Origin of the sequence: Metallosphaera sp. D4-4 (assembly GCF_046245145.1) — an archaeon.
GTDB lineage: Archaea > Thermoproteota > Thermoprotei_A > Sulfolobales > Sulfolobaceae > Metallosphaera > Metallosphaera sedula.
Window position 1 is genome coordinate 234168 of the sequence record NZ_CP176412.1, and the last position, 20079, is coordinate 254246.

The 20079-nt window shown below is 49.9% G+C and carries 19 protein-coding genes; 3 read left to right on the plus strand and 16 right to left on the minus strand.

The window, feature by feature from the left end; genetic code table 11:
* Positions 1-14: 14 nt before the first annotated feature.
* The gene (locus ACI49J_RS01425) at positions 15-509 is read left to right on the plus strand and encodes a hypothetical protein (protein ID WP_240253824.1); all 495 of its coding nucleotides are present in this window, start codon (positions 15-17) and stop codon (positions 507-509) included.
* Positions 510-753: 244 nt separating this feature from the next.
* Positions 754-1299: a cupin domain-containing protein gene (locus ACI49J_RS01430; RefSeq protein ID WP_240253827.1), complete on the plus strand. Its 546-nt coding sequence runs from the start codon at positions 754-756 to the stop codon at positions 1297-1299.
* Here the strand turns inward: ACI49J_RS01430 and ACI49J_RS01435 are convergent, their stop codons facing one another.
* Positions 1300-2244, minus strand: a complete 945-nt coding sequence (locus ACI49J_RS01435) for a 3-hydroxyacyl-CoA dehydrogenase family protein (RefSeq protein WP_240253829.1) — start codon at positions 2242-2244, stop codon at positions 1300-1302.
* Positions 2245-2338: 94 nt separating this feature from the next.
* On the opposite strand from ACI49J_RS01435, the gene ACI49J_RS01440 reads away from it, so the two are divergent.
* Positions 2339-2944: a haloacid dehalogenase gene (locus ACI49J_RS01440; protein WP_240253831.1), complete on the plus strand. Its 606-nt coding sequence runs from the start codon at positions 2339-2341 to the stop codon at positions 2942-2944.
* Here the strand turns inward: ACI49J_RS01440 and lysX are convergent.
* The 15 genes from lysX to purC form a co-directional block, all read right to left on the minus strand.
* The gene (lysX, locus tag ACI49J_RS01445; RefSeq protein WP_012021918.1) at positions 2941-3786 is read right to left on the minus strand and encodes a lysine biosynthesis protein LysX; all 846 of its coding nucleotides are present in this window, start codon (positions 3784-3786) and stop codon (positions 2941-2943) included. The genes ACI49J_RS01440 and lysX overlap by 4 nt on opposite strands.
* Entirely contained in the window at positions 3786-6926 is a 3141-nt protein-coding gene (gene carB / locus ACI49J_RS01450) for a carbamoyl-phosphate synthase (glutamine-hydrolyzing) large subunit (protein WP_240253832.1), read from the minus strand. Before carB ends, lysX begins: the two co-directional genes overlap by 1 nt.
* Positions 6913-8031 (minus strand): glutamine-hydrolyzing carbamoyl-phosphate synthase small subunit, encoded by a 1119-nt coding sequence (carA, locus tag ACI49J_RS01455; RefSeq protein ID WP_012021916.1) that lies wholly within the window; start codon positions 8029-8031, stop codon positions 6913-6915. The genes carB and carA overlap by 14 nt, the downstream gene beginning before the upstream one ends.
* On the minus strand, positions 8006-9352 hold the full coding sequence (gene argH, locus ACI49J_RS01460; protein WP_240253833.1) for an argininosuccinate lyase: 1347 nt from the start codon (positions 9350-9352) through the stop codon (positions 8006-8008). The genes carA and argH overlap by 26 nt, the downstream gene beginning before the upstream one ends.
* On the minus strand, positions 9352-10527 hold the full coding sequence (locus tag ACI49J_RS01465; protein WP_318552043.1) for an argininosuccinate synthase: 1176 nt from the start codon (positions 10525-10527) through the stop codon (positions 9352-9354). Before ACI49J_RS01465 ends, argH begins: the two co-directional genes overlap by 1 nt.
* 93 nt (positions 10528-10620) lie before the next feature.
* Positions 10621-10812 carry a hypothetical protein gene (locus tag ACI49J_RS01470; protein ID WP_240253836.1) on the minus strand — a complete coding sequence of 64 codons (192 nt, stop codon included), beginning with the start codon at positions 10810-10812 and terminating at the stop codon, positions 10621-10623.
* A 77-nt stretch (positions 10813-10889) separates the two neighbouring features.
* On the minus strand, positions 10890-11336 hold the full coding sequence (locus tag ACI49J_RS01475; RefSeq protein ID WP_012021912.1) for a hypothetical protein: 447 nt from the start codon (positions 11334-11336) through the stop codon (positions 10890-10892).
* Positions 11337-11392: 56 nt separating this feature from the next.
* Positions 11393-12364 (minus strand): phosphoribosylformylglycinamidine cyclo-ligase, encoded by a 972-nt coding sequence (gene purM / locus ACI49J_RS01480; protein ID WP_240253837.1) that lies wholly within the window; start codon positions 12362-12364, stop codon positions 11393-11395.
* Positions 12358-13791: a phosphoribosylamine--glycine ligase gene (gene purD / locus ACI49J_RS01485; protein WP_240253838.1), complete on the minus strand. Its 1434-nt coding sequence runs from the start codon at positions 13789-13791 to the stop codon at positions 12358-12360. Before purD ends, purM begins: the two co-directional genes overlap by 7 nt.
* Entirely contained in the window at positions 13792-14997 is a 1206-nt protein-coding gene (locus ACI49J_RS01490) for an amidophosphoribosyltransferase (protein ID WP_240253840.1), read from the minus strand.
* Positions 14998-15001: 4 nt separating this feature from the next.
* Complete coding sequence (purF, locus tag ACI49J_RS01495; protein ID WP_240253841.1) at positions 15002-16342, minus strand: amidophosphoribosyltransferase; 1341 nt, start codon at positions 16340-16342, stop codon at positions 15002-15004.
* Entirely contained in the window at positions 16339-18447 is a 2109-nt protein-coding gene (purL, locus tag ACI49J_RS01500; RefSeq protein ID WP_240253842.1) for a phosphoribosylformylglycinamidine synthase subunit PurL, read from the minus strand. Before purL ends, purF begins: the two co-directional genes overlap by 4 nt.
* On the minus strand, positions 18444-19112 hold the full coding sequence (gene purQ / locus ACI49J_RS01505; RefSeq protein ID WP_240253843.1) for a phosphoribosylformylglycinamidine synthase I: 669 nt from the start codon (positions 19110-19112) through the stop codon (positions 18444-18446). The genes purL and purQ overlap by 4 nt, the downstream gene beginning before the upstream one ends.
* Positions 19093-19365, minus strand: a complete 273-nt coding sequence (locus ACI49J_RS01510; RefSeq protein WP_012021905.1) for a phosphoribosylformylglycinamidine synthase subunit PurS — start codon at positions 19363-19365, stop codon at positions 19093-19095. The genes purQ and ACI49J_RS01510 overlap by 20 nt, the downstream gene beginning before the upstream one ends.
* A complete protein-coding gene (purC, locus tag ACI49J_RS01515) occupies positions 19362-20063 on the minus strand; it encodes a phosphoribosylaminoimidazolesuccinocarboxamide synthase (protein ID WP_240253847.1) in 702 nt (233 codons plus the stop codon). Before purC ends, ACI49J_RS01510 begins: the two co-directional genes overlap by 4 nt.
* Positions 20064-20079 lie beyond the last annotated feature (16 nt).

Genomic DNA, 20079 nt, shown 5'->3' on the forward strand with positions numbered 1-20079 from the left:
GTAATGAAAGACCCATGTTGAGGCGTTACCTAGTACTAGGGGCATTTGATGGTGTTCTCCTCTCTTTGGGCATACTCGTGTCCTCTATTCTAGCAAATGCCCCATCTCGGGTAATAGAGCTTACCGTGGTGTCTGGGATAATTGCCGTTTCCATATCCTCGGCGTGGAACTCCCTCATAGTTGAGGTTAAAGAGAGAAAACTGGAGTTTGACAGGCTAGAGAGACAGATGATGAGGAGTTTGAAGGGGTCAACATACGACTACGGAATGAAGGTCACCATTGTACTTTCAGTTCTGGCCCATGGTCTATCCCCCTTCCTAGGTCTCATTTCCCTTTACGTCACCCTATTGACCAGGGCTTTAGCTTACGGCATTGTGACGTCACTAGGAGAACTCTTCCTCCTAGGCTTGGCTTACGAAGGGTCCTGGAAGGAAAAGATTAGATCAGGAATCATAATAGCGGTGGGTGGAGCCTTGATGCTCGTTATCTCTTACTATCTTGGCAAATAGAACCACGTGGGTTATAGCCACCATCCTGAGGAACTCCAGCAGCCATATCTGGAGTAAAGCGTTAGACAAGCTCTTTTATCCCCATTATTGCACTTCTCACATATCTCGGCGTACTCCTTTACCGTGACTTCATCACAGATTAACCTACCACAAATCTCCACACAGGTCTCATACCCGGATTTTATAATACAATCCTTCTTCATAGTAAGACACCTTTTTATACTGTTTATACTCTTTAAATCCAATGTCCAAACTTCTCGTTAGAAAGGATCTACAATCCGAACTAAAAAGGGATGTGAATGACATAGTTAAGGAGATAGAGGGAGACGATTTAAAGGTAGTCGTCTTCATGGAGAATACGGAACCTGCTCCTAAGGTAAAGCCCAAGGTCATAAGGTTTGGTCCCACCCTTACTCTTCTGGAGAAGCTGGCAGAAAGGGGTCAGGTAGAACCTGGGGTTGCTAAGGTCATGTTTTTCTCGCCCAGCACCGGGAGGTCAAGGGGTCTCACACCTAACATGATGGCCGGTTTTCAGTACATCAAGCCTGGGGTCAGCACCAAGCCCCACTCCCACAACATGGCCTCGATTTACCTGGTGGTAAGGGGAAGGGGTTACTCGGAGATAGACGGAGAAATATTTCACTGGAATGAGGGAGATGTGTTCGTGGTTCCAGCCAACGCTGTTCACAGCCACACAAACACAGGGGAGACAGAGGCCATCCTCTTCGATGTTACGGACTCAGGCCTCCTAGAGAACATGGGTATCCTCGAGTTCAAGGAAAAAGAGTGATTATTTTTCCCAAACTAGTTTGTATACCTTCAGGAGCTTTTCGTCCCTCCACTTCGAAATTTCCTGGAAAGTCTTACCCTTTATGAAGGAGTACTCTTTCATCTGCTGTATTGCTTTCGTAACCCCAGTGTAGGGGAACTTGTCGTATTTTGCCAGGGTATGCATCCATTCGTTAGCACCGTACCCAAAACCCCTGTTAAAGAAGTACTCAAGCCCTCCTTCTCCACCACCTAGATGGTATGTGAGGAACGGACCCATGAAGGCCCATCTGAGTCCAATGGCCGCTGTCATTACCTTGTCGATGTCCTCCACAGTGGCCACACCCTCGTCTACAAGGTATACGGCCTCTCGGAAAAGAGCAAAGGCGAGCCTGTTCCCTATGAAACCCGGAATCTCCTTCTTGAGCACCACTACTATTCTGTCCAGCTTCTCCATGAGGGACTTCGTCCTCTCCACCACTTCCATACTGGTCTTCTCTCCTGGAACTATCTCGACAAGCGGTAGAAGGTGGGGTGGATTCCAGGGATGGGCTATCACCGCCCTCTCAGGGTGCTTGGACATTGCCTTCTGAACCTCTGTTATGAGGAGACCTGAAGTACTGCTAGCTAGTATAACCTCCTTGTCAAGGATGCTGTCCAAGTATCCAAAGATTTTCTTTTTCGCGTCATAATCCTCAATAACTGCCTCAATGACGAAGTTGGCTCCCCTAACGGCCTCATCCAGATTCGTGGTGGGAGAAACCCTCGAGATCACGGTATTGACGTCCTCGGTTATCTGGGAGTTGTTCTTCATCACCTGAACGTAGTTCCTTAGCTTCTCTATTCCCTTGTCTAGGGTCTCCTTCTTTTCGGTGTAGAGAGAGACGCTGTATCCCTTGGACGCAAAAAGGGTCGCCCAACCTACGCCTATAACTCCTGCTCCAACTACAGATACCTTTTCAGTCATGGGTGCTTATATTGTATAAGTAATTTAAATTTTGTAGTTTCTAAGCAGGCCAAGGTCTAGAAAGCCTTTAATTCAGACCTAGTGTATGATCACCATGATAACCGACAAAATAAACGAGTATATTTCCTCCGTGGAAGAGAAGTTGATGTCGAGGTTCGAGAGTAGGGAACGCCTGCTCCAGATATCTAGGGAGGTGATCAGGTACTCTGGAGAGACCATATCCCTAAGTCATAGGGGCAGGAGAGATGAGGCTCTGGAGAAGTATGGTCAAGCTAGGAAGAGAGTGGAGGAGATTAAGAACATTGTACAGAACTTCCCCGAACTCCTGTTTGGGGACGTTGGAGTTGCCTTTCAGGAGATCAGCGAGGCGAGCGTAGTGCTCTCCTTCTATTTCAACCTACCTTTGAACTTGCCCAGGGACCTCGGAATACCGGACATCTACTACATCACCGGATTGGCTGACGCACTAGGCGAAATGAGGAGGGCAGCGCTGGAGAGCCTTAGAAAGGGAGATAAGGCAAGGGGAAGAGAAATCCTAGAGGAAATGGAGAACCTCTACGACATACTCTGGAAACTGGAGTACCCGAAATCCCTGGTTCCAGGACTCAGACAGAAAGTCGATGCCATGAGAAAAATCCTGGAAGATACTAGACATGACGTGTTCCTTGCGGAAGTTGTGGGAAAAGTGGATCAGGACTAGGAAAACTTTTCCTTTATGTAATCTACCAGCCTGTTGGGCACATCTATCCCTGTGGCAAGCATGAACCCCTTGAACTCAGGAACGTCATTAAGCTCGTTAATAACGTATCCCCTAGACTGATGTTCCAACACGTCAATTGAGACAAACTCACCATTTATTACCTTAACCGCTTTCAACACTGTTTCCTTAAGTGCGTCGTCAACCTCCAGAGGAGTCGGAGTTCCTCCAAGGGCCACGTTAGCCCTCCATTCGTTAGAGGGTATGTTCCTGGCGTAGCATCCTAGGAGCTCATTCCCCATCACTATACATCTTATATCCCTGTTTTTCCCTGTGATGTATTCTTGGACTATGTGAACCTTCAGTGCGGAATTCCCCATCATTTCCCTGTGCTCTATTATGGTCTTCCCCTCAATGATATCCCTGATGAGGGAGACCATCCTTCCCCAGCTACCAATTGGGGGTTTGTCAATGAGGGGGAATCCAATCTGTTCATATGCTTTCATGACCGAGTCCGGTGACATGGCTATAATAGACTGTGGAACGGGTATTCCTGCCCTGAAGAGCTTGGAGTATGTCAATATCTTGTCTCCAGCTACGCTTATCACGTCTGTGGAGTTAATCGTATGGACCCCGGTTCCCTCCAGAACGGCAGCGGCGTATAGTGACCTATACATGCTAACTGCCCTAATTATGGCTACGTCGTATCGACCCAACGCCCTGTTGAACGGCAATGGCTCTTGAGCCACGTTAATTACGTCATAACTAACCTGCTTATCGTTGAGCGCCTTAACTAGAAGCTTTTCCTCTTGCCTAACTATGTCTACGATCAGGGCTACCTTCATTAGATTCCACCTCCATACCTCCTCATCTCATAAAAGGTCATCTCGTTGAGTAACATTGCCTGGGAGACCTCCTTCCCCAACCTTCCGTTGAGGATGATTGGAATGTTCAGGTCAACGGCAGTTCTCCTGATGCTGTAGTCTAGGCTTTTCATGTAACCGTTAGTCACCACAAGATCAACCTGTCCCTTTCTAATCAGGGATAGTGCCTCCTCCTGTTTAAGCGTTTCAAACCCTGGTACCTCACCGAAATCCAACGATTTTACGACGAGACCATACCTTTCTAGGTTTTTCCCAGCCTCCATTAAGTACTCTCCATTCCCCTTACCGTAAACTAGGGCAACCTTGCCTTGCCTTGACAGTCTGTTGGGAGAGCATGATAACCAACTCTTGAGCAACGCATCGTAGAAGCTCGTACCAAGGGACGCAGCCTCTCCCGTGCTTCTCATCTCGGGGCCTAGGAATGGATAGGAGTCCTTAAGTTGAGTCCACGAGAATTGGGCTGACTTTACTGCCCATGATTTGCTCTCAGGCTCCATGAACTCATCCAGGTTGAGACCCTGCAAGATGCCCTTAACAGCCATCTCCATTAGGTTGACTCCCTTGGCCTTGCTGGAGAAAGGCATTGATCTACTTGCCCTGAGATTCATCTCTATAACGTAGGGCACGTTGTCCTTTATCACGAATTGTAAGTTGAATGGACCTCTAACTCCAATCTCCCTGGCAAGGGTCAGGGAAATCTTCTTGAGATCTTCGACAACGGGAGTGATTTTCCTTGTGGGTATGGACATGGTACTGTCACCGCTGTGGACTCCAGCCTCTTCCACATGTTCCATCACGACTCCAAGGACGCCCTTACCATCGCTCACCGCATCAACTTCAGCCTCAAACGCGTTATCCAAGAACTTGCTTATTACTACAGGATACTTTGTGGATAATCTGGCCCTCTGAATGACCTCATCGAGTTCCTGCTCGGTCCAGACAATGCTCATGGACGATCCACTCAGCACATAACTCGGCCTGACCAATACCGGGAAACCAACGTGTTCCACAAATTTCCTTATCTCTTGGGGATCCTTAGCTGAGATCCACTCAGGTTGCTTAATTCCTAGCATATCTAGGAGCTTGGAAAACTTCTCCCTGTCCTCTGCCATGTCTACCGAGGATCCAGAGGTTCCGAAAAGCTTCACCCCTCTCTCCTCCAGCTTCTTTGCAATGTTATTACCCAATTGTCCACCCGCGAATGTGGCAACGTAAGTGTATTTCTCCTTGTTTATTATGTCTAGAACTCTCTCGGCTGATATCTCGTCGAAGTAGAGCTTCCTGGTCACGTCCCAGTCCGTGGAAACTGTTTCAGGGTTATAGTTCAGCACTGCTACCTGGTCAAAGTACTTCAGAGAAGCCTTCATCAGCTCCACCACTCCCCAATCGAACTCTACTGAAACTCCAATTCTGAAACCTCCTGCCCCCACTATGAGAAGGTTGTTCCCAGTGGAGTTCAGCTCAATATCATCCTCAGAGCCAACGTATGTTAGGTAAAGGTAGTTGGTGACGGCTGGCCATTCTCCAGCTAGAGTATCAATTAGCTTTATGTTGGGAAGGATGCGATTAGAGGACCTGACCTTCCACACCTCATCTTCGCTGGAGTTGGTGGCCATAGCAACCTGCTCGTCGCTGAAACCAAGTGTCTTAAGGTATTTCAGCTTCTCTAGGTCGAGTTTAGATCCCTTGATCTCTTCAAAAGTTTTCACAAGGTTCTCTATCTTCCTTAGGAAGAACCTGTCTACCCCTGTGACCTTGTACACCTCCTCAACTGACGCTCCCTCCTTGAATGCCTTAGCTGCCCATATTGGCCAGTAGGGAACTCTCTTGCTAAGTTTCTTGAGTGCATCCTCCTTGGGGGCAGTGGACATGTAGTATCTTCCTCCAACCACCCCTGGTTCCCCAATATCTAGCATTCTCAATCCCTTTTGAAGGGCCTCCTCAAAGGACCTCCCTATGCTCATGATTTCTCCAACGCTCTTCATCTCCGTGCTTAGGCTAGTATCTACTTCCTCAAACTTCTGCAGGTCCCACCTTGGTATTTTCATAACAACGTAATCTAAGCTGGGCTCGAAACAGGCGCACGTCGCCCCTGATACCTTGTTCAGGATCTCCTCCAGCGTGTAGCCTAGGGAAAGTTTTGCGGAAACGTAGGCAAGGGGATAACCTGTTGCCTTACTCGCGAGGGCACTGGATCTAGACATCCTAGGGTTGGTTTCTATAACGTAATAGGTGTAGCTGTTGGGATCCAGTGCGAACTGTACGTTACACTCACCCACTAGGCTAATGGACTCCGCCACTTTCATGGACAAAGTCCTCATCTCTTGGAATTCCTTGTTATCCAGCGTCTGGCATGGGGTGATAACTATGGATTCTCCCGTATGAACCCCCATAGGATCCAGGTTTTCCACGCATGCTATAACTGCGGAGTTCCCCTTAGAGTCCCTCACAACCTCGTACTCTAACTCCTTCCAGTGGTGCAGGTACTTCTCCACCAGGACCTCCCCAATGTAGCTCTGCGAGAATGCCCTGTCTATACTCTTCCTAAGGGATTCCCTATCCCAGGCCACCGTGGAACCTCTGCCTCCCAGGTTAAAGCTTACCCTGACCATTACGGGGTAGCCAATCTCCTCTGCCTTCTCTAGGGCTTCCTCAGAGCTCTTAGCGGAAAAGCTGGGAGGAACTGGGATCTTAACGTCTATCATTGTCTCCCTGAACTTCTCCCTGCTCAATGCCTTCTCTATACCCTCGATGGGAGTTCCGAGTACCTTAATCCCATACCTCTGGAGAATTCCCCTCTTGTGGAGGTCAACTCCCACGTTTAGTGCAGTCTGTCCTCCAAATCCGATGGCAATGGCATCTGGTCTCTCCTGCTCAATGACCTTCTCTACGGACCACCATGTTACAGGAATCATGTAGAGCTTATCTGCCAATCCGTAACTAGTCTGAACTGTGGCAACGTTGGAGTTAACCAGTACCGTCTCGATACCCTCCTCCTTGTAGGCCTTAAGCGATTGGGATCCGCTGTAGTCGAATTCTGCAGCCTCGGCTATCTTTATGGGTCCTGAACCAACAATAAGAACCTTCTTAATTCCCTTCATCCTTTATCACCATCTTCTTAAACTTCTGGAAAACCCAGGTCGTATCATTGGGTCCCGGCCTAGCTTCCGGGTGAAATTGAGTTGTGATCAGGGGAAGTCTCTTGTGTATTAACCCCTCGACTACCCCGTCATCTGGATTCACGAACCAGATCTGCGTGTCAGGCGGAATGTCCTCCTTGTATACTCCATAACCGTGATTGTGTGTAGATATGTAGCACTTGTTATTTGAGATATCCGTCACGGGCTTATTTATTGCCCTATGCCCAAACTTCATCTTTCTTACATTGCCACCCAAGGCTAGAGTTGCCACTTGATGCCCAAGGCATATTCCAAGGGTGGGCAATTTATACTCCATGACTGCGGAGAAGTTCTTCACTAGATCCTTCAGGATGTTAGGATTTCCAGGTCCGTTTCCAAAGACTATGCCCTTTGGAGAATAGTTCATGATCTCATCGGCACTGGACTTGCACGGAACCCTCACTATGGTGAAGCCAGTCTTGTATAGCTCCTCTAGTATGCCGTGCTTTATTCCGCAGTCCACTAACACAATAATATCTGGGGAGTTGTTCTGGTGGATGATAGGGGACTTGGGGGAGGTAAACTTAGTGAAGTCTATCTCGTCATACCTCATCTCTATGTATTTCCTAGGATCCTCCACATGTTCCCCGGAGGCAATTACCCCCATCATGGAGCCCAGGGTTCTTACTTTCTTAACCAGGAGTCTAGTGTCCACGGAGGAGACTCCTGGAATACCCTGTTCAGCCATCCACTGGTGAAGGCTCTTGGAAGAGTTCCACTTTGAGGGATCAGTCTCCTCCGTAACCACGAGCCCCTCGATCTGGATCTGCTCTGACTCAAAGTTCTGGAGAATCCCATTTCTCACAATGGGGTTTGGGACACCGTAATTTCCCACGAGGGGATGTGTTATGATAAGTATCTGACCCCTGTAAGACGGGTCGGTCATGGACTCTGGATACCCGTTCATGGCCGTAGTGAAAACCACTTCCCCGTACCTCACTCCCTTAGCGCCGAAGCCACAACCCCTCAACAGGGTTCCGTCCTCTAGGTAGATTAACCCTTCAGTTCCCCTCTTGCAGTATGTCATTTTCCATCAACCTCAATTCCCCTTCTCCTTTGAGAGTCCAGTTTTTATATTCTCTTAACAAATTCTCGTCGCCATTTAACCTTTCCCTAGCGAGGGAAATACCTTCCCTGACCCTCTCTGGGTTAGGACTTCCCTTGACCGCTTTTCTATGAATCGACTGTTCAGGCGTAATCGTGGGGGAGAACTTGCCCTCCCTCACCGCCTTGGCCACGGCGAAGTAGGCATCCCTGTACCTCATTCCCTTCTCGGCAAGTATCTCTGCCTCATCGGTGGAGAGTACCTCCTTATCCATCTTGAATTCGTTCACCTTCACCTTGGAGAGAAGGTCGTGAAGTACCTCTACTCCCGTTCTCGTCTCGTCAATTATCTCCCAGAAGAGTGGGTTGATCTCCTGAAGATCTAGGTTATATCCCGATGGAAGCGATTTGTAAGTAGAGGTAATCGAGGTCAAGTAACCCAGTACCCTTGAGACCCTTGCCCTGAGCACCTCCATGGTTACTGCGTTCCTCTTCTGTGGCATAAGCGAGCTCGTGCTCACGTGGGTGTCCGGTAATTCCAGTATTCCCACAAACTTGGAGGACAACAGGATCATGTCCTCAACCACCCTGCTTAGGGCAAGCATAAGATTAACAACCTCCATAACGGCAGAGATCAGGTCTGCCCTGGAGGACGTGGCTGAAATCGTGTTAACCAGAACCTCCCTGAAACCTAGAAGATTGGATTCCCTGTCCCTATTGAGTTTAACTGAAGTGCCCACTATAGCCCCGCTCCCAAGGGGAGACCGATTAACGAGGTCCAGAGTTCTGAAGATTGAGCTCCATCTGGAGGCAACTTCCTCCTCCACGTAAAGTAGGTAGTGTCCAAAGGTAGTTGGCTGAGCAGGTTGAAAGTGAGTGTAAACTACAAAGGGCGTATTGACGTTCTCCTCGGCTCTCTTAAGGATCATCTTCCTGAAGTCTAGGAGTTGTTCCAGAAGGTCCATTAGTTCTTCCCTGATCTCCAGCCTCAGGGCAGCGGCCACATGATCGTTCCTGCTCCTCCCTAGGCCAATTGAGCCTCCAGCCTCACCCGCCGTCTTAATTAGGTGATCCTCGAGTGCCTCATGTACGTCCTCATAGGAGGGATCCACCTTGGTGAAGGAGTTTATACCTTGGAGTAACTTCCTCGCATCCTCCTTGGAAAGATTACCTGAAAGGAAAAGCTCTATTACGTGTGCCTTCATGACTTCCTTTACCTTATCCAGTATCCTAACATCCTCCCTCGATGAGGAAGTGTAAGTAACTACCTTGTCCTCCTTTGAACCCCACTTCCTGTATAGCATTAGCCATACCTCGCCTTCCTTGTTAGTAGGGAGTGCATTCCCCAGATCTCAATGAACCCTCTGGCCTCCTCATCCGAGGGATACCATCCCTTGTTGTAGGAGGATATTTTTTCTGAGTATGGCGAGTAAGGAGAGGTCCTACCCACTACCCTGAGACTCTTCAGGTCCACCTCTAGCTTAACCTCTCCGGAGACCCACTTGTTTATCTCATCTCCTGCGAGCTCAAGTGTATTCCTCAGCGGTTCATACCAGAGTCCCTGGTACACTAGATCAGACCACAAGGAGTCAAGGTGTCTCTTGAACCTGAGCTCCAAGGGAGTGAGGACAGTTTTTTCCAGATCCTTATGTGCCGCTATGAGGGCTAGAGCTGCGGGTGCCTCATACACCTCCCTTGACTTGAAACCAACTACCCTGTTCTCAAGGTGTTCTACCCTTCCGAATCCCCTGGATCCTACCTCCTCGTTCAACAGGGAAATGAGCTTAACCGGATCAAGCTTCTCGCCGTTAACTCTAACGGGAACTCCTTTCTCGAACTCCACGCTCAACTTCAGTTTGTCCTGCTTCCTCACAGCAGTCCACTCAAATGCGTCCTCTGGAACCTCTGACGCGGGATCTGAGATTATGTCACCCTCTATGCTTCTTCCCCAAAGGTTTTCATCAATGCTGTACTTACTGCTCTCGGTCTTTATGGGAATCCCCCTTTCTCTGGCGTAGGCTATTTCGTCCTCCCTTGTCATCTTCCAGATCCTGGCTGGGGCTATTATCTTGACGTTATCTAACGCCGTCTTAAGGGCCAGGTCAAACCTAACCTGGTCATTCCCCTTGGATGTAGACCCGTGCGCAACATATTCTGTGCCTTCCTTTTTCGCGACCTCAGCCACCTTCTCGGCTATGAGTGGTCTCGCGAGCGCAGTGGCAAGTGGGTACACCTCCTCATAAAGACCGTTCATCTTAATGTCCTTCAGAGCGAAGTTTTCAGCAAACTCCCTCTTGGCATCCACTAGGTAATGCTTAGCACTTCCAGCCTTGTACGCTCTTTCCTCAATTTTCTTAAAGTCCTCCTTCTGTCCCACATCGACGCTGACACTTATCACTTCAGCGTGAAAGGTCTCACTTAACCACTTTATCGCAACAGTTGTATCTAAACCTCCTGAATAGGCTAGGACTATTTTCATTTTCACTCTTACGAAGATCTCTGAGTTATAAGCTATGGGGATAATGAAAATAACGTAATTCTTTATAAAGATAAAGTTGAAGGACTCCTTCAATTAGAATTGCGAGAATCCTTGTTTCAGCATTTTCTCATCGAAACTTTTCATGCATTCTTCGTCGTTGAGGCATTCCACCAGTGCATTGATCACGAACTCGGACATGTTTTTAGCACCGGTCTCTGGCATTAGTCTAGTTATCTCATCTAGGATTTCATACTTGATCCTGAAACTTACAGTTTTTTTGTCCATGGCAAGGTAATACTAGCAGGCTTTACATAAAAACTTTGCCTACCTAAATCGTGGAGTAAACTCGAGAAACATTAACTTTATGAGGCGGTGACCACGAGGGCCTTCTCCCTCTTTGCCTTATATTCCTCTAGTCTCTCCATCATTTTCTTGATAGCCAATGAAAGTTGGTCCTTATGGTACTTCCTGACGTGTTCCTCCGTGTCCTCCCTTGCAACCACAGTGTTGCAGAGTTTGCAAGTGTAGACCCCATTGTCGTTTCTTTCCACAATGGGCTCAATACCCTCAGCAAGATACTGGAGGATCGGAATAACCTTCTTCGCCCTGATCTCACTACCGCTCTTCTCAATGATGCGTTGAGCGTATCCTCTAAGCTGATGCTTTGAGATGTTGTACTTGTGGGCAACGATGGCCGGCCCTTCACCTTTCACTAGATATTCCTCTAAGGCGTTTAGTAGATAGTCGCCTCCTCCTAGTATCTTCAAAGAGACATAATTTACGAGAGATTTTATATCAACTGGCTTCATACTTAGCCACTAGAAACTGCTTTAACATTCAGAGTTTAAAAGGGATTGATAAAATTCTATAAATAAAGAACCTGGGACTTATACGTGGTAATTTTGATCTGACCAACGTTGTCCTTAACCTCGCCAATAATCTCTGATGGGACATAGGGGTTTAATTTCCTAAGAACATCCTCGGCGTTGGTTCTGTCCACAAAGGCTACCATGCCAATACCCATGTTGAAGACCCTGTGCATTTCCTCGTGCGAAACACCAGCTTGTTCGATAGCTTTGAAGATCATGGGTGGATCTGGTAGGGTCAACTCCAGTGAGTAGTTGGTTATCCTCCTGAGCTTACTGAAGGAGCCCCCCGTGATGTGTCCAGCTGCCTTGATGAGTTCCAGAACCTCGAGGACAGGCTTAACGTAGATCCTGGTGGGTTTCAGGAGCTCCTCCTCCCAATCCTTCCACGATAGCTTTCCCTCGTCAAGGAGCTTCCTGACCAAGGAGTAGCCATTGGCGTGAACTCCGTTGCTGGCCAGCCCAATGATCACGTCCCCGGGAGAAACCTCTTCCCCAGCCTTCAGTTTATCCACAACGCCCAGCGCGGTACAGGACAGATCGAAGCCGTTCACCACATCCTTCATCGCTGCCGTCTCTCCTCCCACTATCTCAGCGTCAGACTCCTTGGCTCCCTGCACCAGTCCCTGAACTATCTCTGATATCACCTCTTCGGATGGCTGGTCCATGGCAATGTAGTCCACTAGGGCAATTGGCTTAGCACCTATGCTAATGAGATCGTTCACGTTCATGGCAACGCAATCTATCCCGACGCTCCGATATTTTCTGGCCCTTTTGGCAAGGAGAACCTTGGTGCCAACCCCATCCACGTGAATTGCGAGTTTCAACCCGTTTATCTCCACAACACCAGAGTAGTGCCCTGCCCCCAGCACAGTTCTCCTGTATGTTGAGGAGATCGCGGAAGCTATATCCCTGTGTATCTCCTTCAACTTATTTAGGTCAACCCCGGCATCCTTGTACTCACTCACCATAAACCACCATTTGGTGCCCAGTCTGCTGATACGCCCAGGGAGTTCCTCCTAATCCTGTTCTGGTAGGAATATCTCACGATCTCTGCCTTCTCTGCCTGCTCCACAAGGGTTCTGCCAATGTCAGTTCTATACACCAGTTCGGTGTTGGCTGAAATCATCTTGGTGCATATGTCCAACTTCTTGGAGGCCTCCTCAAATTCTCCGAAGGCCACGAGCTCCAGTGCCCTAGATCCCCTCGTGATCAGTTTCCCACCTTCATATGACACGGAGCCGAAGTACACTAGACATCCCTTCTCCCTCATGGAGTTAACGTCGAGGGAAATCTCCTTCCCAGTGGCCATTTCCCTTCTCAGTGGATAGCCTAGTGGGACGATAGCCCTCACCACCGTGGGGTTCTCCCTCACTTCAAGCCTTGCCTGGGACAGCTTCTCCTCGGCAGTTAACTGTAGTAAGTAACCGAAGTCTGAGGATATCCTGGGTATGATGGCAGAGGTCTCCGGATCTCCCATCCTGGAGTAGAACTCTATCACGGTTGGCCCCCATAACTCTGTGAGCATCATCTGCCCAGAGATGAATCCCTTGTAGGGTTCCCCAGTCTCCTCGCGAATGGCCCTTGCCGTGTCTTGAACTATCTTGAGCGTTTTCTCGTATTCTTCCTTAGTAATGAAGGGAAGGAGTCTCCCTGGACCTGACACGGATCCCATACCGCCCGTCTCAGGGCCTATTCCATCCTGGTATGCGTGTTTGTAATCCTGTGCCAGCGGGAGCGGTAGAAAGGTATGTCCGTCAGTGAGAACGTGAAGGGTGTACTCTGGTCCGTCCACTTTCTCTTCAATAATAATCTTAACCTCGTTCTTAACGAGGGAGCCTATCTCATCCACGCTCTTGCTTAATGCCCTCCTCTTCTCGTTAGAGAGATAAGCCTGAATATCCGCAACTACTTTAACTCCCTTTCCTCCAACCTGTTCTGCAGGCTTTACGGCAACTGATCCACCGTATTCCACAATGAACCGTGAGGCCTCCTCGAGACTGGTGAAGCTCCTAAACCTCAACCTACCATCTATCTTATACTTCCACATGAGTTGTCTCATCCACACCTTGGACCGCTCTATCTCAGCCCCTGCCCTGTTGGGGCCTACAACTGGTATTCCATTCCTCCTAAACTCGTCAGCTATTCCGTGGAAGAGTGGATCCTCTGGCCCGACCACTCCAAAGTCAGGGTTGAACTCACGAATGGCCTTTGCTACGTCCTCCCTTGAGTTTATGTTGCCTTGAACGTACTTTCCACCAGTCCTGTTCACGGCCTCCCTGATCCCTGGGTTCACGTAGGAGGATATGGCGTAAACCCTATACCCCTGTGGAGAATTGGCTAGGGCCTCTGCCATCGCGTGTTCCCTGGCTCCGTCTCCTACAAGTAGAACCTTCATTCAGATCACCTTCGGATACTTCTTTGTCATGCACCCAGTACACAGGGTGGATCTAGATATTGCCTTGAATAGCCCCTCAAGGGATAACCAGTGAATCGAGTCAGCCCCTAAAACCTTGGCTATCTCCTCCTCTGAGAGATTTGCGGCTATAAGCTCCTTGTCCTCTGGGACCTCTATACCGTAGGGGCAAGCCGAGATGAGCTTGGGACTGCCTATGAGAACGTGGACCTCCTTGGCTCCAAGCCTCCTGAGGCTCATTATGGTGTTCTTCAGCGTAGTGCCTGTAACCATGGAGTCATCTATGAGGACGACTCTCTTCCCAAAGACAGCGCTCTTGATCGGGTTCAGCTTCAGTTGTACTCCCACTATCTTGAGGAAGCTATCCGAGGCCAACATGGTCCTTATGGGGCTACCAGTCCTTGTGAAGCCTAGGTCTAGTTGAAGACCAAGTTTCCTGGAGTATCCCACGGCAAAGGGGAGTGCAGTGTCTGGAACCCCTATTACAGTGTCAGCCTTGATGGGTTTTTCCTCTGCCAGTTGTTCCCCAATTTTCACCCTTGTCTCATACACGCTATTCTCGTTAACTTGACTATCTATTCTCGCTTGGTAAACGTATTCAATGGAGCAGTAAGCCTTCCTAGGTTCCTTGATCTGCCTTGATTTAACGTTGAGGCTAGAAATGGTTACCATCTCACCAGGCTGTATTTCACGCCTGAAATCGCCCCCTATCACCGACATTGCCACTGGCTCCGACGCAATTATGCCCATATCGAACCCGAAACCTCCCAGGCTCAGTGGTCTAACCCCGGTTTCATCCCTATATCCCACAATCTCACCGTCTCTGGTCATGGCAACAAGGGAAAACACTCCCTTAGCTTCCTCAAGTGCCTTCTCCCTGTCCCTCGTGAAAGCTTTCAGGAAGCTCTCTGGATCCCTCAGAACTCCGTCCACTGCGATGGCAACCTCGTCGTTATGAATGGGGTAACCCCTCCTTGATCCCGTATATCCTATCCCTGCCCATCCTTCCAGCTGAAACTCTAGGTCCTCTGGGGATACATCCCTCACCACTGATCTCATCTCTTGATTTAGCATTACCACTCCACTTGAGGCATAGCCCCTGTGTTGGAGCCCAACCATGGAGTAGTATAGGAACTTGGACACGTTCCATACCTTATCGAAGGCTAGGAGACCTACTATTCCTGCCATTTTATCACCTTGCGAAAACGCTCTCCAGCGCGGAGAGGTCATATTTCCCCTTGAGGGGGTACTCCCCTGTGAAGCAGGCCTTACATAGGGTGGTTCTGCCTATGGCCTGAACCATTTCCTCCACAGAAAGGTACTCCACGCTATCCGCGTTAAGCTCACGGGCTATTGCCCTCTCATCCCCTACGTTTGCCACAAGCTCAGACCTTCTGGGGAAGTCTATTCCCATGTAACATGGAAACCTAATCATGGGGGATCCAATTCTAATGTGAACCTCACTTGCCCCCGCGCTTCTAAGTGAGTTCACTATCCTCTTCATGGTGTTCCCGCGGACTATGGAATCGTCAACTAGTACAACCCTCTTTCCCCTGACGGCCCACTCCACAATCCCGAACTTCTCCTTAAGCACCTCGTTCCTTTTCTCGTCGGAGGGCATGATGAAGGACCTCTTCGAAGAGATCGTCCTTACCAGTGCCTCCTCTAGGGGTATACCACTAGTCCTAGAGAAGCCGAGGGCTATGGGCCTGGACGAGTCTGGAACAGGCACCACCACGTCTCCCTGGGCCGGGTGATTTCTAGCCAGCAACTCCCCTAACTTGATCCTGGATGCGTATACCGAGATTCCGTCTATCTCCGAGTCGGCCCTGGAGAAGTAAATGTATTCAAAGGCACAGGTGGTCGTTGGGAGGGAGGACACCCTCTCCCTGACCACTGTATCCCTGGTTATCTTAATTATCTCCCCTGGGTGAACGAAACCGATCACCTTCCCACCCAACTGCTTGATTGCTGAGTCCTCAGAGGAGACCACCTTGTTATCCCCTATTTCGCCTATAACGAGAGGTCTGAAGCCACGCGGATCCCGCAGGGCCAGAATTTCACCCTTGGAGGAGAGAACCAAGAGGGAGAAGGCCCCATCGGCCACATCCATGAATGCCTTAGCGGAGCTCTCCAGGCTTCTCCCTTGAGACAATTGGTTCCTAAGGAAGGACAAGATAAACTCGGTGTCAGTGGAAAAGTCTCCGTTCTGGAAGTGGTTGGTTATGGTACCGTTAAAGGAAACAGCAATGAAGCCGTCGTCGAGGGGCTGAGCCTCCTGTAGGGTGGTGGAGCCCGTGGTTGAATACCTCACATGACCTATGGAAAAGAACGACTCTCCTATGTCCTTGGGATCTAGGGCCTCACCCACGAGACCAAGGCCCTTCCTAGTGTGTATCCTGCCCCCATCCACCCAGGAGATCCCTGCGGATTCCTGACCCCTATGTTGGAGGAGCTTTAGTCCTTCAAAGGTAAGCTTCGTGGAGTCAGGTCCAACAACCCCGAAAACCCCACAGTGCTCCCTTGCGTTCATAGCGATCCCTCCAGGAAGGAGTAGTAGTTCTCCACGATCTTGTCCATGGGGAAGGCCTCGTTATCCAGAACTAGCTTGCTCCCATCCTTGGTCACCTTCCCTATGACCGACGCCTGTATCCCCATCCTCCCAGCCTGGTACATGAACCACTGCGGATCGCCGGTTAGGACTAGGAACCTTCCACCGCTCTCCGAGAACATCTTGCCCAGGATGTTTGAGGTACCTATCACCTGGGAGGAGGAGATCCTCACGGAGAATCCCTTAGCTAGGATTGGGAGGAGTGCCCCAGCAAGACCACCCTTGGAGACATCCTTGTTCCAAATTATCTTGCCCTCGTTTATTCCCTTTATTACTAGATTTGACGCTATTAGGTCCTCCATTAACCTGGTTTTGGCCACCTCGCCCCCTCCTCCAAATATCCTGGAGAAAAGGGTTCCAGCCAGCTCGTTCCTAGTCTCCCCAATCAGTACCAGATCTCCTTCTTCTACCCTGTTCCTAGCAAGCTTGCCCTCAACTAGCCCAGCCATAACCACCAGGGGTGTAGGCTTTATGGGATTACCGTTCTTATCCTCGTTATGGAACGAGACCTTCCCTCCCACAACGGGTATTGAGAAGAACTTGGAGGCCTCCGATATACCCCTCACGGCATCAATGAAGTCCTGATAGACGTGAGGCTTTCTTGGATCGCCAAACTGCAGATGGTCCACAAGGGCTATTCCCCTCGCCCCAACTGTTGCCAGGTTCCTGTAGGCCTCTGCTACTATGGCTTTACCGCACTCATACGCGTCCTCGGCGCATAGGTCCTGGTTTGCATCACCCTTAAGCGCCAGGTATTTCCCATTGGGCAACTCCACAACCGCACTGTCCCCCTGTCCAGGTTTCACCACGGTGGATGTCCCCACCTCGTAATCGAACTGGGAGTAGGCCCACTCCTTGCTCACCAGGTCAGGATGCGTGAGGACCGCCCTCAGTGCCTCGCCTAGGGCAACCTCCCTTTCAGGCTCCCTTCTCCTCGGCCTCCTCTCGGCTGGCCAGACATTGAGTGGGGGAGATAGGAGAAGGTCCGAGGGTAGCTCCGCCACGGTTTCCCCATTATACAGGAACCTCACCTTGGGTTCGGCCGTGATCTCGCCTATGTCCTCACAGGGGTAGTTGTACTCCCTGAACTTGGCGCACACGGACTCCACTTTCTCGGGCTTCACTGCAAAGAGCATTCTCTCCTGGGTTTCGGATATTATGATGTCCTCTGGCGAGAGATACTTAAACCTCAGTGGTACCCTCTCTAGGTTAACCACTGCCCCCAAACCGTTAGCCATCTCAGTAACGGCAACTGCCAGTCCCCCACCACCGAGGTCCTTTATTGCCTCAACCTCCTTGGCGATCTCAAGGGTTACGTCAATGATTATCTTCCCCGCAAAGGGATCAGCTATCTGAACTGCCCCTATCTCATCCATTCCGCTCAATTTCCTAGAGGCAAACGAGGCTCCCCCCAGACCGTCAAGCCCAGTGAAACCTGCCAACACGAGCCTGAGACCTGGCTCCCGAACCACGCTGGGGACTATGGAGTCTTTGTTCACGATACCTGCGCAGGCCACGTCCACGAGCGGATTATCGTTATATGTTTCGTCGAAGGACAGCTCTCCTCCAACCACAGGCACTCCGACACTGTTACCGTAAAAGCCTATCCCTGAGATAATGTTCTTGAGTAGCCACTTCCCCCTGTCATCTAGTTTGCCAACCCTTATCATGTCGAGGAGGGCTATGGGCTTCGCTCCCTTACTTATAATGTCCCTTAAGATTCCTCCAACTCCCGTAGCTGCACCGTTGAAGGGGTCTATGGCTGAGGGATGATTGTGACTCTCAACCTTGAGGACCAGGGCTAGGCCATCACCCACGTCCACGGCACCAGCGTCCTGCCAGTCCTCAACGCTCATTATCACGTTGGGACCAGTACTGGGCAAGCTCCTAAGGAATACCTTCGAGCTCTTGTAGGAACAATGCTCCGACCAAAGAGCATCAACGAGCTTCCACTCAGCTTCCTTGGGTTCCCTCCCGAGAACCCTCCTCACTACCTCCATCTCAGTGTTGGATAACGTGAGGATCATTTCCCAAACACCCTCAATATCTCGAGTCCGTCCCTTGACCCGTCTGGGGAAATCGAGGGAAAGGAAGCCCTTTCTGGGTGTGGCATCAACCCAAGGACGTTCCCTGCCTCATTTGTCACCCCAGCTATGTTTAGGATGGAGCCGTTGGGGTTCGCCTGGGGAGATGGTATTCCCCTCTCATCCACGTACTGGAAAACCGATAGCCTAGACGCTAGCTCCTCATCGTCCAAGTAGTATCTCCCCTCAGCGTGCGCTATGGGCATGAAAAGTACGTCCTTGCTATCCTTGGTGAATGGGGTATCCTTTCTCCTGACCCTTATCCTAACCCATTTGGTAATGAACCTAAGGTTAAGGTTGGGGAGAAGAGCTCCCTTGAGCAGTCCCGATTCCACTAGAATCTGGAATCCGTTGCATATACCCAAGACAAGCTTTCCTTGATCGGCCATCTCCCTTATTCCCTTCATGGCTTCACTGTTGGCGGCAATGGCTCCAGCCCTTAGATAATCGCCGAAACTGAAACCCCCAGGGATGACTACGCCGTCATACCTATCTGGGTCAAGGGAGTTGAATTTGACTACCTCTGCTTCCGCGCCCACCTGTTTCAGGGCCTTCACGACGTCAAGCTCGCACGTTGTGCCTGGAAACTTAATTACTGCCGTCCTCAACGCGCTCAGCCCTCACCACAATCTTGTGAACTATGGGATTGTACAACCTCTTACTCTCAGCAAGTCTCCTCGTCAAATCCTCTGCCTCTTCTCTAGACGAGGCTTCCATGGTTACAACAACGATTTTACCCACCCTTACATCAGCAACCTTCCCGGGCATTGTGGAGTCGATTACGTAGCGCTTAAGTGTCTCCCCCTCTGGGTCCCTCACTCCATCCTTGTTAAGTATTATCAACTCAACCTTGTACATCATGCTACAGACCTCAGCCTATCTAGAAATTCCACGTAGGATGCCTTCACTTGATCCAGGAGGTACCCCTTTCTGTAGAGGTCCTTATCCAGGATCCTTCCTGTGGGATCCCTCACCCTCATGGAATCCAGGGAGATTTCGTCTCCCACCACTAGTTTACCGTTGACTCTCCCGAACTCCAACTTGAAGTCGTATAGGATTAGACCCATCTTGGAGATCACCTTCGACAGAGTTTGATTAACCCTCACCATGACCTCCTCCACAAGTCTGGCCTCTTCCTCGTTCATGAGCTTCAGGTGTCTCATGTGGTGATAGTTGAGAAGGGGATCGTGACGCGCGTCGTCCTTGAGAAAGAACTCGACAATGGGAGGGTTAAAGGCCTCCCCCTCTTTTATGGGTAACCTCTTTACGATGCTCCCCGTAGCGTAGTTCCTCAATACGACCTCGACTGGTATCATGGCCAGCCTCTTGACAATCATGGTTCTCTCATCCTTCATTCCCACGTAATGTGTTTCAATCCCATCTCTCTCCAGTAACCTGAAGAGTAGAGCTGAGGTCTGGGCGTTTAGGATGCCCTTTCCATCTATTATATCCGCCTTCGCCCCATCCCCAGCCGTTACAGAATCCTTGAACCTAAGGAGAACGTGCTCGTTATCAAGGGAAAAGACCTCCTTTGTCTTTCCCTCTGAAATTTTCTCCATAACAACATTTACGTAG